The sequence below is a fragment of the Thermogutta terrifontis genome (genome assembly GCF_002277955.1).
Taxonomy (GTDB): domain Bacteria; phylum Planctomycetota; class Planctomycetia; order Pirellulales; family Thermoguttaceae; genus Thermogutta; species Thermogutta terrifontis.
Genome location: NZ_CP018477.1, coordinates 1,657,712 through 1,673,153, shown reverse-complemented (window position 1 = coordinate 1,673,153; position 15,442 = coordinate 1,657,712). Strand labels below are relative to the sequence as shown.

The following is a 15,442-nucleotide window of genomic DNA, read 5'->3' as shown; positions in this document are numbered from 1 at the left end:
TTCACGAACAGTCCGTTCGCTCCTACCGGTAGTCTCTGAGAAGGATAGAAAAACTGAACGTTCCGGAAAAACTTTGCGGGAAGGACAGGGCAATTTCCCGTCTCCGGCCGCAGATTTTGGCTGGTATCGAGCCCTTTAATTTGCTAGGATGACGGGATCGACATGGCGATGGCGCCTGTTGGAAAAGGCCTTGCAAGGAGCTCGTTTTTAGGGGTGGCTGCGATGTCGCCGGGAGAACGCACGATGGTCCTGGAACATGTTCGAACCTGGACGCTGGTGTTCGGAGTGGGAGTGGTGGTGGGAATAGTGGCCGCACGATTCTGGCCCCAGACGCCGGCCCATGCGGTGGCCACCGATCGGGGGCAAAATTTTGCGATCTGCACCGGTCCCGTGGATGCCGGTGTGGAAGCCTTTTTCTTCCTTGATTTTCTCACTGGTCAGTTGAAGGGGGCGGTCCTTTCCAATCAGACGCGGAATTTTCAGACGGTGTACGAGGCCAACGTTTTCGCAGACCTGACAACGGTCATCCAGGCAAAAAATGCTGAGATCGCCCAGGCCAACGCCCAGTTGCGGCGAACCGGTGCACCGCCTCGCCCGGAAATCCAAATCCCCCAGTCGCCCAACTATTTGATGGTCACCGGCGTCGCTGATATCCGGCGGGGACCAAGCGTGGGGGTTCGGCCAGGCCAGACGATGCTCTACGTCGCTGAGACCAACACGGGAATTGTACTTGTGTACATGGTGCCCTGGTCCCCGGAACGGCATTCTGCCAATCAGCCGTTCGCCACACCTCTACAATTATGGGCGGCGGAACAGTTCAGCTCGGTCGTGCTGAGAACCGAGTGAAACTGCCCATCCAGCCGCAAGGGCGACGACCGCGTGGGCTGCGAATGGTCGTTGTCCCTTCTCCCCGATATACTGAACGTGATACCGCCCGCGGGCAAAGGCGATGGGCTCCGGAGAGGGTTAATCGCCGCGCGGGGCCGGAATTGACCGAAAAAGATTAACCTTACACGGCCAAAACTGAGCGTTTTGGCGGTTCTTTTGGGGCCCTATCGGAAAGTTTTTGATTCTCCCTTTGAGATTACCCACGTAATCCTATGAGTTCTCCCCAGAACACTTCTCAAATCCGCGTTTTGATCAACGGGGAGTGGCACACAGTTCCTGCCGGGACCACAATTGGGGAACTTCTCCGTCAATGGGGCCTCGCCGAAAAGCCAGTGGCGGTGGAACGCAACCTGCAAGTTGTTCCCCGCGCACGTCATGAGCAAACCACCCTTTCAGAGGGTGACCGCCTGGAAATTGTAACCCTCGTAGGTGGAGGTTGATCGTCATCATCATGGTTTCCGCACAGATTGATACTCCGCTCGACACCCCTCTGCGTATCGGTTCCCACGTCTTCACCAGCCGACTCATCGTGGGAACAGGGAAGTACAGTTCTTTCGAGGTCATGCAGCAGGCGCTCGAGCTATCGGGCACCCAATGCATAACGGTGGCAGTTCGTCGCGAGCGCCTTTTCGATCAGCAGGGGCGAAATATTCTGGATTTTATTGACACCAAGCGATACACGATTCTTCCCAACACGGCGGGGTGTTTCACGGCCGAGGATGCCGTCCGTGTAGCCCGACTGGGACGGGAAATCCTTTCGCAGCTTGGTAATCCCGGGGCAGACTGGGTGAAGCTGGAGGTTTTGGGTGACAAGAAGACGCTGCTTCCGGATCCCATTGCCACCGTTCAGGCCACGGAAATTCTGGTCAAAGAGGGCTTTCAGGTTCTGGTTTACACCACGGATGACCCGATTGTGGCGAAGCGTTTAAAGGATGCCGGGGCCACCAGCGTGATGCCCGCCGGCAGCCCGATCGGCTCCGGACAGGGTATCCTCAACCCAAACAATATCCGAATCTGTCTCGAGTACCTGAAGGAAAACGATCCGGACTATCCCGTCATTGTCGACGCTGGGGTGGGAACGGCGAGCGATGTGACGGTGGCGTTCGAACTTGGCGTCGACGGAGTTCTCCTCAACACAGGCATTGCCCACGCTCGGGATCCGTTACGCATGGCGGTGGCCATGAGACACGCCGCGGAGGCGGGCCGACTCGCGTATTTGGCCGGACGGATTCCTAAAAAGCTTTACGCCACCGCCAGTAGCCCTATGGAAGGGACTATTGCCCCCGTGCGATAATTCCCTCGACGAGTAGTCGAAAGGCCTGAACACGCCGATGAGTGACGGCGGACTGGCCGTGTGCGCAATCTTTACCCTGCTGAATTCGAGGGGGTGTCGCCATGCGTCCCTACAGTTGCGTTTTTGCCGTGCTCGCCTGGACAGCAGGCGTTTCATTTGCGGTGGAAGGGGCAAAAACCGCGAGTGAAGAGGTGACCATTCACCGGAAAGACGGCCGATGGGAGCTGGAAAACGGCGCCCTCTCGGCCACGCTCAACCTGGAAGGCCCATTTCCCCTTCTCGTACAGGTGACGAGCCTCAAGGACGGGAGCGTGTTACCGGCGAAAAATATTCCCCTCTTGTCGGTCGAAAGCCATGACGGTTCGACCTGGCAGCCTTTGGCACTGTCCAAACGCGGTGCTCCGCGGGAGACAACAATCCCTGCGGAATCCGGCGCTGTTCGCATCGAGGACCGCTTTCCAGGATGGCGCGTGGAGCAGGAGTTCGCTGTGCAGCCCTCAGGGGCCACTGTGACGTGGTGGGCGGAATTGCGTGAGGGCGCACACTATTTGGTCATGGGGGTTCGCTGGCCTGCTTTGCACATGGATCGGCCAACACGGGTGATTTTCTTTCGGGAGGAATTGGCGGCGGCGCGGCCAGCCGGTGCCGTCAGTGGCTCGCCCATTGTCTGCGGAGAATGGTTCCTTGGTTGCGAACATCCGATGGCCAGCAACGAAGTCACGGAAGAAACGGTACTCGCGGCGGTGGATGCGAGGAAGGTTCCCGGCCGAGATCATTTCGTGTACACATTCGCGCTCGGAAAGACTGCGCCCGGGCAGTTGCGACGGGATTTTCAGCGGTATGTGGAACGGCGTCGGGCTCGGCCTTATGGGCTGTTTGTCAATTACAACTCCTGGTGGGACATTGCCGATGGCGGCAAACAGATGACCGAGCCCGAGTGCCTCAACGTGATCGAGCGTTTTGGGGAAGAGCTTACCCGGCGTCGCGGTGTGCGAATGGACTCCTTCGTATTCGATGACGGTTGGGACGATCCTCGAACGCTATGGGCATTTCATGAGGGTTTTCCCAATGGATTTGCCCCTTTGACGGCTAAAGCGAGGGAGTATCAGTCGGCGGTCGGGACGTGGCTCTCGCCCTTCGGTGGTTATGGAGAGGCCAAGAAGAAACGCCTGGCCTACGGGCGAGAACAGGGTTATGAGGTAGCTGATTACGGTTTTTCTCTCGCTGGCGAAAAATATTTTGCCAGATTCAGGGAAATCTGCCGTGAAATGATCGAACGGTACGACGTCAACTATTTCAAGTTCGACGGCATCGCCGGAAACAATGCCAGTGGCGCCGGAGAAAAATTTGCCGCGGATGTCGAAGCTCTGTTGCGATTGTGTGAAGACCTCCGCGGAATCAAACCCGACATTTATCTCAGCATCACCACCGGCACCTGGCCCTCGCCTTACTGGTTATGGTTTGGGGATTCTGTATGGAGAAATGGCGATGATTGCGGGATCGCAGGTTGGGGAACGCCCCGGCAGCGGTGGATGACCTATCGGGATGGCACGGTCAAGCGGATGATCGTTGATCGGGCACCTCTTTATCCGCTGAATTCCTTGATGACCATTCCGGTATGCTTCGCACGCCGAGGACTGGTCGCGCGGTTGGGAGTCGATGGCCTCAGCGCCCCAGACGAGGCGGACCTTCGAGACGAAATGTGGATGGGGTTTGCCAGCGGTACCCAATTGGCGGAACTTTATGTCACGCCTGAGCTTCTCACGCCGAACTCCTGGGATCATCTGGCCGAATGCATTCGTTGGGCCCGAGCCAACCAATCCACCCTGGCTGATGTGCACTGGGTCGGTGGCAATCCCATGGAAGGCGAAATTTACGGGTACGCAGCATGGGGAGACGGCAAGGGCACCCTTATTTTGCGGAACCCTGCACCAGAGCCACGCGAAATTGTTCTCCAACCGCGCGAGGTTTGGGAACTCCCTCGCGAGATGAGCGGGCTGATTACTCTTCGAATTCGCTATGCCCAACGGGTGACTCCCGAACCTCTCACACTTCTTCCCGACGCCCCCTGGCGTGTGTCGTTGCCTCCCTGGGGCATCGTCCTCTGGGAAGCTTCTCTTGCGCCTTCGGCGCCTTTGGGCGGCCGGTCTCCGTGATCGACCAAATGGACCGTTTTCGCCGCGTCACGGCAGCCCTCTACCCCCTCAAGAGAGCCTGCCTCATTCCGAAGCCGTCCCGGCGAATGCGTCGGCTTTGACCAGTGCCCGTTCAGCCCGCTGTCTCATCTGAGAGTTGCATGCCAGACCTTCCGAACGGTTGGCCCGGGATCACCTGGCGCACGGAAATGGAGTGAGCCGTCGCGCAGTTCCGCCTCACTCATCGTTCCATCATCCCATTGGAGTTGGACAGGCTTCCCACCGAATTGTCCAGCGGGGACCGCCACTACCAATCCGGGCCGGCAGTATATCCACAGTTCCCTTTCCTTCCCGTTTGACGCGAGGGCAAAGCAGACGGGATCTTCTCCAAAATCACGCCCACCCACCTGTTGCAGCGAGCCCGCCATCGCATTTGGTGCAGTGGCCAGAAATCCAAACGGCGCCAGCACCAAAGAGCCTTCGGAATGCGGTCGCGTGTTGAGATTCGCCAAGATGTGTAGTGCACCATACTGTGCCCGAATGATCCCCCCGTCGCGATCTCCGCTTTCGGCATCATGCCTTTCGTGGGTGAAACTATTCATCGGTTCGCCGAGATACTGTGCAACGACCGTTTTCTGAAGAACCGCCAGCCACTTAAGCCATTCCTGGGCGGCTTGGTCTTTGGTGAGAGTGACAGCGTTCACCCGGTATTGCAGCGCGAATCCCAGTCCCAATACCCAGGCCAGGTCCTCGAAGTCATTGACGCTGGCCCCCAAATCGTGCATGACCATGGAGACTTTCTCATGAACAAGGATCTCCGCCACCGGATACACCCGCCAGAGGTTCGGCGGATACACCTCGCGGAGAAGGCGGTCCCAGGCCGGGCGAGGCTCGGTGGGAACGATACCAAAGCTCATTCCGCAGAGCTGTACCTGATACTCCGCCACCCAATCCCATCCCCCTTCCGTGGAAAGCGGCACACGCCGGGAATCTTCCGCAACCATGGAAAGGATCCCCTCCGTGTACGCAATCGGTGATGGTGACGCCGGATTGGTGTCATATCGCCAACTCCGGGCAGCGCATTGATCTTGGAAGAGGATATCCACCGGAAGTTGTTGCGTGAACAGGCGGACCGTTTCTCGATTGTACTGCTGAACAAGGGGATGCCAGAGGCAAATTCCGTATCCCGTCGCATGGCCGCCGCCGTAGCTTTCACGGTACGGTTGCCCCTGAAGGTCCAGTGCCAGGGCGGATTTGGCGTCCTGCTCCCTCTTCCAGATTGGCGATTGATCGGGAAACCACGTGGGATTGGTGTAGGGCATGACCAGATGTCCAAGCTCGCGTGCTTCACGCATGAATTTGGCCAACTCTTCGGCCGTGCCGTACCATTCCGGCGGCGGGAAGTGGATGGGATACGAACGGTCGAACCCCAACGGCAAATGCTCCGTGCAATGGACGATGCTGGGTACCGGCAAATACGGCAGGGCGGCCCTGTGCTGCTCCACCTGCCGCTGGCCGCTCGCCGTCAGCCGAACCAGAACAGCGCTTTTGAACTTCGCGAACACATCGGCCGGAAGTTTCTCCTCCAGCCGACGCTGAAGCCCATTGAGTGCGGCATACTGGCGAAGGGCCACCTCGGGTGCGCTGCCGACCTGAAGACGAACTATCGGTGCTTCCCAGCATTCCCGGGCTGTTACAAAAGTCCCGAATTGGCGTTCGAGATACCCGCCGTGTTCATCGGCACCACAGCTCACTCCACCGGGAACAAAGAGAGCCGTTTTGCGGGTCCGTCCCTCCCACGGTTGCCAGTTCCGCGGCTGAATCCGGTACACGGAGACCGAACCAGCCGTTGTATCCAGATGGAGAAAGTCGGCAAATGCAGGCGGATAATTCCAGAACACGCGGCGGTAATAAAGACTTGGCGTCAAGGCATAGTGAAAAGGATAACCGCCCACTTCAAACCAGTGACCACCCCGTTCGAGATAGCGTTCGAGAACGCCGATGGCCTGATCAAAGTCTTCCTTCCGGTCGACAGGAAATCGTTCGGCATAAGGGTTAACGACGGCGGCCACCGATCCGTCGGTCAGCGCAGTTTGTAACTCGCGTCCATTTCGCAGCTCCACAACGGTCCCCAGCGTGGACAAAGCATCCCGCCACTGGTTCACAGATGTGGCGGTCCATCCTCCCTGAGCCGTTTCGTTGGGCAGGTTGATCAGGCCGATCGGCTTTCCCTGAAGTGCCAGCCGGTCGAGCGTGCTTTTCACGAGTGCCACCTGGAGTGCCGCGAGATCGCCGCGACCGATCTGCCCTCCCATCAGCCAGAGGGTGCCCTGCCCCACCTTTTTCCCCACGTAAAACGGTCGCCCGTCGACAGACTCCACAAGGACTTCCATGCCGGCAACAGGCCGCGGGGGTCGATTGACGATGACCTGCCGTTGCGTCACCAACCGCAAGGCCTCTGGACTCAACCACTTCTTGCCCGCGTCTGTCGCACGCAAAGCCACGGCCGGTTCATCCATGGGACGAATTTCCAGCGGTGCCCCAAACAAACGCACGAACGCCCTTGCCCCGACACTCTGCCGCTCCCATCCCGCCGGACGGTCCGGTGGTTGGGCTTCAAAGAACCCGCGGAGAAAGGCAATCCCCACCGCCGTGTTGCCGCCCATCGGGAAAATAAGGCGGCTCACCGCTTGAGGCTCAAACCGCAAACGTGCCGGCAGGGCAAAGTCCAGGACCTCTTTCTTCTCCGGGCTGATCGTGGCGTGCAAATCGACGGCATCCGCATTTGCTGCCACTACAACGTTTACTTTGACCTCCGGATGGGAAAAGACGAGCCGGAGCTGAGACTTTCCCACCAACTCTGACTGTACAGTCGTTTGTCGGGCGGTCAGCTCCGTATTGTCCCGCCAGCGAATCCGCCACAGCCCATCTTCACCGCTCCGCGCAATAACAGACGTGTTGTCGCCCTGACGAATTTCCAAAAGACTTCCATCCCGAGCGCTGATCTGAAGCGTGTAATGCTCGGACGCTATTCGCCAGACATCGCCCTCCCTATGAATGGATTGTCCGCAAGCTGGTTTCAGGATTGGAACAAAGCTCGTCGCAAGCAAGGTGGCTGTCACCAGCAGGATGGCTATGGTTCGCACGATTTTGTCCCCGTCTCTCGAGTGGAAGACCAATTTTGAATCAACCTCAACGCGACATCACACAATATAATGCCGTCCGCTTGATAGCAGGAGCTGGCGCAAGAGATTCCCGCTCGCCGCGGGGGCATTTTTCCCGGAAGATAAGCGGCCAGGATTCAAAACGGGAATTCTTTTCGCGGAGCCCCCAAGCGGAGAGATACTTGCTCAAGTTCAAGCCCGGCCGGTTCTCCATTGGCCAGTGATGATATTTCGCTGAGATCGCACACTGGGAACCGGTCGGAAAAATCGGTTGGAAAGAAAGTGGGTTTAGCCCTTTTTCTTTCGTTTCGAAGTAGCCGATTGGGTGGACTTCTTCGCTGACGCCTTTTTGGAGGCTTTTTTCGCGGGCTTCTTGACGGCTGCCGCACTCTCTTTGTGAGCCGCAGATGGTGCAGGCTCTGTTGAAGGTGCGGCATCGAGATCGTAAAGAGTTTCTTCCCGCTTGGGGGGCAAAAGATGCTGAACGATTGTCTTGAGCGACCGCCCTGACTGCTGAAAGATCGGTTCCTCTTCCTCCAGAAGGTCGCCCAAATCCTCTTCGATGCTTTCAGGATCCTCTCCTGCCTCCAGGCGTCGGATGGCCTCCTCCATCGCCCCGCCGAATTCCAGGCCTGTGGACTGGGAAAGCTTCCGCATGAGACGCGCCATCTGGCGGGGATCCTCCTCGTCCAGATTCTCCGCCTCAGAGGCCAATTCCATCATCGCCCGTTCGAACTTCTCTTCATCGAACCCCGGCGGCAACAGGTCGTCGTCCTCCTGCTCGCCTTCTCCTTTCTGCGACTCAGATTTTCCTCCGCGACCAATCGCAAATCGGGAAACCCGGCGCTCTAGCTGAGGTCGGCCACAGCGCGGGCAATCGGGCCGTTTTTCAGTATTGATTCTGCGTGAAAAGAAGCTGTACACCGTGTGGCAATCGGCGCAGTAAAACTCGTAGATTGGCACGGCTGGCTCCTTTTCTCTGGCTATTCTCTGTCCAGGGTCTTCACACAGGTTGACTTGGTACTGGTCTCAACGTTTTGCTGAAAACCGGTTCCGGTAGAAAGGCAGAACCGATTTTATGGGTTGGGGTCCAGAAGTTTCCCCATTTCTTCTATAACCTAGTTTATACTAGCTTATCAAAAGCCGGACGAGAGAGATTTGACCTTTTATTTGACCCGGGTTGGAGGAGCGCCGTGATTGCCGTAACCGGTGCCAAAGGCCAGTTGGGGGGAGAACTCTGTCGCCAGTGGGGGTCGGAGGCCGTCGGACTGGACCTGCCAGAATTCGATCTCCTTGACTTCGACGGGGTGAGAAGAACTCTCCGAGAACTCCGTCCCCACGCCATTGTCCATGCGGCTGCCTACACCGCCGTGGACAAGGCCGAAGAGGAGCCCGACAGATGCTTCGCGATCAACGCCACCGCCACCGGCGTGCTGGCTGAACTGGCCAGGGAGCTGAACTGTCCGCTGCTCTACGTCAGCACCGACTACGTGTTTGGTGGAGAGCCATTTCGGACGGAACCGTTCCGCGAAGAGGATCCCGCTTCCCCGCAGGGAGTCTATGCAACAAGCAAATACGAGGGGGAGTTGAAAGTCCTCGCCTGGGAGAAGCACTACATCGTGCGGACGTGCGGCCTGTACGGTCGTTTGGGGGCCAATTCCCCAGGCAATTTTGTAGAGACCATGATTCGCCTGGGCCGCTCGGGCAAGTCTCTGCGGGTGGTTGATGATCAGTTCTGTACTCCCAGCTACGTGGTGCATGTGGCGCGGGCGATTCGCTACTTGCTCGGGACATCCATGTTTGGAACGTTTCACATTGTCAACGATGGTTTCACCACCTGGTATCGCTTTGCGTGCGAGATTTTTCGGCTACTCAACTGGGATGTCGAAATCTCGCCAATAACCACTGAGGAATATGGCGCAAAAGCGCCCCGTCCTCGCTTCAGCGTGCTGGACACCTCGAAATATCAACGATTCGTTGACGCACCACCGTTACCACACTGGAAAGACGCTCTTGCCGAGTACCTTCAGGAAAGAGAAAAACTTTACCCAAGAAACAAAGTCGCGGGGTAGCGTCTGGAAAGTGCCAGACCGCGACTCCCTTGCAGTCGAGTACCAACTCGCTATCTCGGAGCACAAAGTGGTGCTCTTCTAATCAATTGGCCTTACTTGGCCAGTGTGGCATCGTGCAACACTGACAGGACGTCAGATTCCCAGGCCGATGATTTCAAAACTGGCGGCTGATTGACATCGCAGAGGGAGTGGGGCTATACTCCGAGTGGCTTTGAGCTTTCTCTTGCCACGAAGGAGCCTTGTCCGTGTCGCAGCCGCATTCATCCTCTTCGCGCGGAAGTTCGCTTTCAGCCACTGAGTTTCTCACTCTGCACAGGCAGATTGCGTCCCTGGTGAAGCTGGGGCTGCCCCTGGAAGGTTTTCTGGCACGTTGGAATGTGGGTGGCAGCCGCCGCTGGCGAAAAACCGTCCAGCAAATCAGTGAGGCCCTCCGCCAAGGCATCCCCCTGGAGGAAGCCCTTCAGCGGGTCGAAAAAGATTTGGCACCGGTTTACGGCGCGGTGCTTCGGTTGGGAAACAGGTCTGCCCAGACCGGGGCGATTCTGGCGGACATTGGCCGATTTGGAGAGCGGGCAATCGCCATCCGCAATCAATTGGTTGCCTCCCTGGTCTACCCGCTCGTTGTTTTTCTCGCGGCTCTAGGACTGCTTGCGGGATTCCTCGCATTCATCTTCCCCGTCCTTTTGGAGAGCATGCGTGACTGGGGGGCTGATGGGTCAGGCCTGCTCCGCTTGCTCGAGGCGCTGCGTGCCGGCCTGCCTTACTGGGTCCTGGCGGGGGCACTTGTTCCCCTCGCGCTGTTTCTTTTTTGGACACTCTTGATTCATCGGACCCGCATTTTGATGCCGGATTACTTTGTCTGGCGGCTGGGATGGTTCCCGGGGGTCCGGGGGATCGTCCGGAGCGAGCAGGTCGCGGTGTTCACGGATCTCCTGTCTCTGGGAATACAGCATGGTGTGCCGGTAGATGAAGCCGTCCGACTGGCGGGCACCATCCTGGGTGATCGGACCTGGCGAGAAGAGGCAAACCGGCTGGCGGACGCGATTGGTGCTCAGAATTGGTCGGCGGCACTGGCCAAGGACTACAGCAGAATTCCTGCTGGCGTGCGATTGACAATTGTGCACGGGATCACATCCCCACGGCTGGCGGACTCTCTGAAAAGTCTGGCTGAGCAATGGGGTAATCGTTGTCAGCGCCGCATGCAGGTGTTTCGCACGGTCACAGTCCCTTTGGCCATCATTATTCCGAGCGTGATCATTGTTCTTGGGATCATTTTCATTTTCGGCTGGCCGTGGTGGTCATTGCTTCTCAAAATGGCGGAATTCCGGCCGTAACATGGCGGCTCCCCTCACGGCCAGACCGAGCAGGTACTTGCTGAAGCATCTTGGTCGGTAGAGTGGTAGAGAGGTCCGTCAACAGTAAGACACACGGATTTGGCCAAAATTCAGGAGTTGCCGTATGAGCCCCGCGCGACGCTGTCGTTCCTGTAAGGACGTGATCGAAGAGGACTGGTGGACCAAGCCGGCGTATTGCCTCAGTGAACAGCAGAGGGCATTAGCGGCAGAGTATTGCGAGGAATGCGGTCGGGAGAAGATTTTGGGCATTTTGGAGGCCCCTGATTCGCCCTGGAACCGCATGGCACGGGGGAGTGAGGAATGGGCCGATTTCTCTGGCCCCGGCTCAATGGACAGTCAGGAAGACTGATCGGGACAACAACCGCGCGCACCGTTTAAAAGCTCGCAACGGACGAACAGAGACGGTTATGGGAGAGAACATGTGTCCTGGAGCACGCTTTGACGGCAGTCCGGTAGATTGGGAAAGACTGGCAGACGTCATCTCTCAGAGTGTACGGTCCGGTCTTCCCCTGCCCAATGCTCTGGAGGCCCTGGCTGAGGACTGCCCCGATCGAGCCACAAAGTCAGCCTTCCGCCAGCTCGCCAGACTCATTTCCCGGGGCATGTCGCTGCAAGATGGCCTGCGGCGCATTTCGAACGCACAGTCCCGCGAATTGCGGGCCATTCTCGAGGCCGGCACACTCTGTCCCCAACCAGGCGAAGCGCTGTCAAGACTGCTTAAGCTAAGAAGTCATTATCAGGAATCACTTTTTGATCTTCGCGCGGTGCTGGGATATCCGATCCTGTGTGGCCTCGTGATCATGGCGGGGTTACCCATTTTGCTCTCTCAGTGGTTGACGTCGGGGTTTTCACTCATTAATTTGGCAAATTATCCTGATATCTGGTCGGTTTCAGCGCCGGATTGTTCCTCTACCTCTTCCGCTGAAATTGTCGTTCAGGTATCGGTCTGGTGGCTGGCGTCACTTCTTTTTCTGGTCATCTTAGTGTTAGCCACGGCCGTCTTGCTGATCATTGCACTGGGGCCTACCAGGCTTTCCTCCGCCAGTTGGATCTACAGGATGCCCTTGGTAGGCACGTACTACAGGACGGCAGCGCTGAGCTATCTTGCCGGAGTGATGGCAGCGTTGCTTGATCAGGGAGTGCGGATGCCTGCCGCTTTATCCGCAGCCGCCAGGGTTTCGCGATGGCCCAAGTTGAAGAAGGCCCTGGAGGAAGCGAGCCGCCGTACAGAAGAGGGGATTCCACTCGGCGAAGCGATGGCGAAGTGCCCGTGGATGTCGGCCACGTTCCTGGCGTTTCTCGCGGATTCTTCCCAGACTATCCCGCTGGAGGAACGCTTTCGCGCTCTCTGCTCGCTGTTTGATCGCCAGGTCAGTTCCCTGCGGGCAGTTTTAGAAAGAAATCTCACAGGCATCATGCTATTGGGACTTATTCCGGCACTGATGCCCCTTTTTGCCTGGTTTGTTGCGGTGCAATCCTGCTTGGCCACATTTACCTGGTAAGCGCAAGATACAAAGCAAGGGCCGCCAATGATACCTGAGGTGTATCTGCGGGTTATTGAGAACGTCCTCCTGCCACTTGTCGGTGGACTGGCGGGGATCTTGATCGCGCTTTTGTGCCTCTGGTGGACCCGTCCCAAAGGGAAGGACTTTTTCCGGGATACTGCACCCTGGATCCTGGCGGTTCGGCTGGCTGCAGTGATTGTGCTCGCCGCGGCAGGTCTGGTTCTGTTTGGGCCGTTGGGAATAGTCGTCCTTTTTGTCGCTATCAGTCTCATGTACACCGGCACCTCCCGATCATTCTGGCTTACTTTTTCGTCGGCTGTCAGAAATAATCTTCCTTTGCTTCCCACCTTGTCTGCATATCTAAAAGACCGGGGAGCACTCGATCCACACCCAAGTTTGCTGCGATCCCTGGCAGCTGGGCAGCCAGTGGAAAAAGCGATTCGCACACTCCGCCTGAAACTGAGGGATCGTATTGCGGTGCATCTGGGAGCCCTCACCGGTGCCTGGAACAATGCGATTGACACTGCCGATGAGAACGAACTGGAGCTCAGCGACGCAGAAGAACTTTTCTATGGACGATTTGGGCTGGTCCTCGTGGCGACTGTTGCGCTGTTTGGTGCTCTCTTCATCCTGGGGCGAGTTATGAGGATGTTTGTGTTCATCGCCGAGGACTTCGGCCTTGGGGAGTTGATTACGACCCATCCCGTTTTGTCGATTATGGCGTTCGTGGCCAAGACGGTGCCAAACTCCCTGTTGTTCCCCTTGGGTTTGCCGCTTCTTGTCATCATTTTGATCGGACTGTACTGGACGGGGGGACTTAACATTCTGCGCGACTTTTTCCCGTTGACCGGGTGTTCTTCGCGGGTCCGGAGTCTGATCCTGCAAGGGCTGGCTCTCGGAACACGTGCCCAAAAAACCTGCCCCGCGATTCTGGAAGCATTGATCCATGCATTTGCGCCACGATTCTGGGAAGGGATCACGGCGAGGGTGCCGCTGGGTATTTGCTGGCGGTTGCGGGGAGTTCACAACGCGATCCGACGAGGCGACGATCTCGCCGAGGCCCTGCTCCGCTGGCGGCTCATCAGCCTTACGGACGCGGAAGTGATCAGAGCCGCCGAGTCGATGGGCAATCTCCCGGAGGCTCTGGAAACCCTCGCGGCGTGGTATCGCGACCGAGCGGCAGCTCGACTGCGGTGGTGGGGCATTTATGGCTATCTCATAATTGTGGCCATCATGGCGCTCTTGGTCGGCGCAGTTTACTTGGGATGCTTTGTTTTCCTGGTTCAAATTGCCTACAACCTCCTGTGAAATGTGACAACCGTGCCAGAAATAGCTCGCATGCTTCGGGATTTTTCGATCATGCAACAGACTGAGCCGCAGCGTATCGTCCGTTCACCGGGTAAGAGAAGACGCTCTGGCACGACGGCCGTCGAGCTTGTCGTCGCCGTAACCCTGCTGGCCGTCCTGACCGGTATTTGCGGCGAACTGATCGTTTCCACCGTGCGATTGCGGAGGGAAGAACGAAAGCGAGCATGGGCCCTTCAGGAGGCTGCCAATGTCATGGAAACGCTTTTCGCAAAGCCGTGGGACGAGTTGTCTGTGGGCAAAAAAGAAGTCCGCCCGTGTTCTCCCGCCGGCCAATCGGTTCTGGAATCGGCAGTGGTGCGGCAGGAGGTTTTCGCTGCGGGCAAGGGGCGACGCCTGGTTGTGACTGTCGAATGGCCTAATGGTGAGGGAAAATTGCCAGGAAGTGTCTCGCTGGTGGCATACCGGTTTCCCACCGTCGGCGCTCCACCGGCATCACAATCTTCACGCCCCAGTGGCCCCACAAGGCAACTTGTCCAAGATACAAACGTTCAACGGGTGGCCAACGATAGAGGTGAATGATGAAAACGCGCCGAGGTTTTACTTTACTCGAGATGACGCTCGTGTCTGTCATTTCGATCGTGCTCTTGGCGATGGCTGTCGCCCTGACGGGTGTCGTCATGGGACTCTCGTCCGTGACTTCCCGTCAAGTCGAAGGTGAACGGACGCTGGGGCGACTGAGCCTCGTTTTTCGCAAAGACGTACATCAGGCCGAAGGTGTGATCATCCCAAAACCAGAAAAGACGGTCTCACTCGCGGATAAGGACGAACTGATCTGTGAGCTGCGTCTCCCTCGCCAGGAAATTGTGCGCTACCGGGTTCACGGGGGAATTTTGCGGGAGCGGGTCAGAGATGGCGGCGTGGTGACCAGAGAGGGATTTCCTCTCGATCCACGCTACCGGGTGGGTCTCCGTCAGGAGAGTGACGGCACCCACACACGTGCTGTCCTCACGTTAGAGCTCGGCGCAGCCGATCCGGTCACCGGCCAGGAGCGTGGATCCCGCCGCACCTGGCAGATCCTGGCGTATGTCGGTCGGGACCAGCTCAACCCAGCAACCGTGTTTCATGATTCCACCGAGCCCGCACCAACAACCCAGAAAGGGGAAGGACAGCAATGAACACGTTCGTTTCAGTACCTTCCGGCATTTTTCGCCAATATCCGGATTACCGTCAAACGGCGGAGACGTCTCGCCAGACACGCTGGGGTCGGGGGATCGCGGCACTGGGAATCCTTGTGTGTCTGGTCGTCGTTTCGACGCTTGCGGCAACCCTCGCCCACCAGTTGTGGTTGCGGGTACGCGATGCACAGCAAGAGCGATTTCTCATCCAGGCCGACTGGTTGGTAGCATCGGCGATCGACCGTGCTGTTTCCACCATCCGCGAAAATGCTGCCTACCAGGGTGAAACTTGGGAGATACCCGAGAATGAGCTGCCTGGCGGGCTCCGGGGAGTGGTCCGCACGACCGTGAAGCACGACGGAGGCAAATCGCGATCTCTTGTACTGAAGGTCAAGCTGTTTCTCAACCAGAAACTCGTGGTGAGCGAAACTCGGCGGTTGACGCTTCCCTGACAGAAGATCGGCTGATTTCGAATCCCAGTGGAGCATCCTGTGGTCATGTAAATTGGTTATGTAAATTTCCCCGATTGTCCTGGGACGAGATTGA

At 57.7% G+C, this 15,442-nt stretch carries 14 protein-coding genes; 12 read left to right on the top strand and 2 right to left on the bottom strand.

Going from position 1 to position 15,442, the window contains the following annotated elements; genetic code table 11:
• Nucleotides 1-243 precede the first annotated feature (243 nt).
• From THTE_RS06285 to THTE_RS06270, 4 genes are all read left to right on the top strand, one after another.
• A complete protein-coding gene (locus THTE_RS06285) occupies nucleotides 244-846 on the top strand; it encodes a hypothetical protein (protein ID WP_157731839.1) in 603 nt (200 codons plus the stop codon).
• A 254-nt stretch (nucleotides 847-1,100) separates the two neighbouring features.
• Nucleotides 1,101-1,328 carry a sulfur carrier protein ThiS gene (gene thiS, locus THTE_RS06280; RefSeq protein WP_095414631.1) on the top strand — a complete coding sequence of 76 codons (228 nt, stop codon included), beginning with the start codon at nucleotides 1,101-1,103 and terminating at the stop codon, nucleotides 1,326-1,328.
• Between the two features lie 11 nt (nucleotides 1,329-1,339).
• Complete coding sequence (locus THTE_RS06275) at nucleotides 1,340-2,182, top strand: thiazole synthase (RefSeq protein ID WP_095416793.1); 843 nt, start codon at nucleotides 1,340-1,342, stop codon at nucleotides 2,180-2,182.
• Nucleotides 2,183-2,283: 101 nt separating this feature from the next.
• Nucleotides 2,284-4,338 (top strand): enterotoxin, encoded by a 2,055-nt coding sequence (locus THTE_RS06270; RefSeq protein WP_095414630.1) that lies wholly within the window; start codon nucleotides 2,284-2,286, stop codon nucleotides 4,336-4,338.
• A gap of 125 nt (nucleotides 4,339-4,463) precedes the next feature.
• Here the strand turns inward: THTE_RS06270 and THTE_RS06265 are convergent, their stop codons facing one another.
• Both THTE_RS06265 and THTE_RS06260 read right to left on the bottom strand, forming a co-directional pair.
• Nucleotides 4,464-7,463 (bottom strand): DUF6259 domain-containing protein, encoded by a 3,000-nt coding sequence (locus THTE_RS06265; protein WP_095414629.1) that lies wholly within the window; start codon nucleotides 7,461-7,463, stop codon nucleotides 4,464-4,466.
• Between the two features lie 306 nt (nucleotides 7,464-7,769).
• Nucleotides 7,770-8,444, bottom strand: a complete 675-nt coding sequence (locus THTE_RS06260) for an FmdB family zinc ribbon protein (RefSeq protein ID WP_095414628.1) — start codon at nucleotides 8,442-8,444, stop codon at nucleotides 7,770-7,772.
• A gap of 230 nt (nucleotides 8,445-8,674) precedes the next feature.
• Between THTE_RS06260 and rfbD the strand changes: the two genes are divergently transcribed.
• The 8 genes from rfbD to THTE_RS06220 all read left to right on the top strand — a co-directional run bounded on the left by rfbD (nucleotide 8,675) and on the right by THTE_RS06220 (nucleotide 15,348).
• On the top strand, nucleotides 8,675-9,553 hold the full coding sequence (gene rfbD / locus THTE_RS06255; protein ID WP_157731837.1) for a dTDP-4-dehydrorhamnose reductase: 879 nt from the start codon (nucleotides 8,675-8,677) through the stop codon (nucleotides 9,551-9,553).
• A 245-nt stretch (nucleotides 9,554-9,798) separates the two neighbouring features.
• Nucleotides 9,799-10,887, top strand: coding sequence for a type II secretion system F family protein (locus tag THTE_RS06250; RefSeq protein ID WP_168175798.1), 1,089 nt, complete (start codon nucleotides 9,799-9,801; stop codon nucleotides 10,885-10,887).
• Nucleotides 10,888-11,011: 124 nt separating this feature from the next.
• On the top strand, nucleotides 11,012-11,257 hold the full coding sequence (locus tag THTE_RS06245; protein WP_095414625.1) for a hypothetical protein: 246 nt from the start codon (nucleotides 11,012-11,014) through the stop codon (nucleotides 11,255-11,257).
• Between the two features lie 70 nt (nucleotides 11,258-11,327).
• Nucleotides 11,328-12,410, top strand: coding sequence for a type II secretion system F family protein (locus THTE_RS06240; protein ID WP_168175797.1), 1,083 nt, complete (start codon nucleotides 11,328-11,330; stop codon nucleotides 12,408-12,410).
• 27 nt (nucleotides 12,411-12,437) lie between these two features.
• On the top strand, nucleotides 12,438-13,721 hold the full coding sequence (locus THTE_RS06235) for a type II secretion system F family protein (RefSeq protein ID WP_095414623.1): 1,284 nt from the start codon (nucleotides 12,438-12,440) through the stop codon (nucleotides 13,719-13,721).
• A 51-nt stretch (nucleotides 13,722-13,772) separates the two neighbouring features.
• Nucleotides 13,773-14,300 (top strand): hypothetical protein, encoded by a 528-nt coding sequence (locus THTE_RS06230; RefSeq protein ID WP_157731835.1) that lies wholly within the window; start codon nucleotides 13,773-13,775, stop codon nucleotides 14,298-14,300.
• Nucleotides 14,297-14,896 carry a PulJ/GspJ family protein gene (locus THTE_RS06225; protein ID WP_095414621.1) on the top strand — a complete coding sequence of 200 codons (600 nt, stop codon included), beginning with the start codon at nucleotides 14,297-14,299 and terminating at the stop codon, nucleotides 14,894-14,896. Before THTE_RS06230 ends, THTE_RS06225 begins: the two co-directional genes overlap by 4 nt.
• Nucleotides 14,893-15,348: a hypothetical protein gene (locus tag THTE_RS06220; RefSeq protein WP_095414620.1), complete on the top strand. Its 456-nt coding sequence runs from the start codon at nucleotides 14,893-14,895 to the stop codon at nucleotides 15,346-15,348. The genes THTE_RS06225 and THTE_RS06220 overlap by 4 nt, the downstream gene beginning before the upstream one ends.
• Nucleotides 15,349-15,442 lie beyond the last annotated feature (94 nt).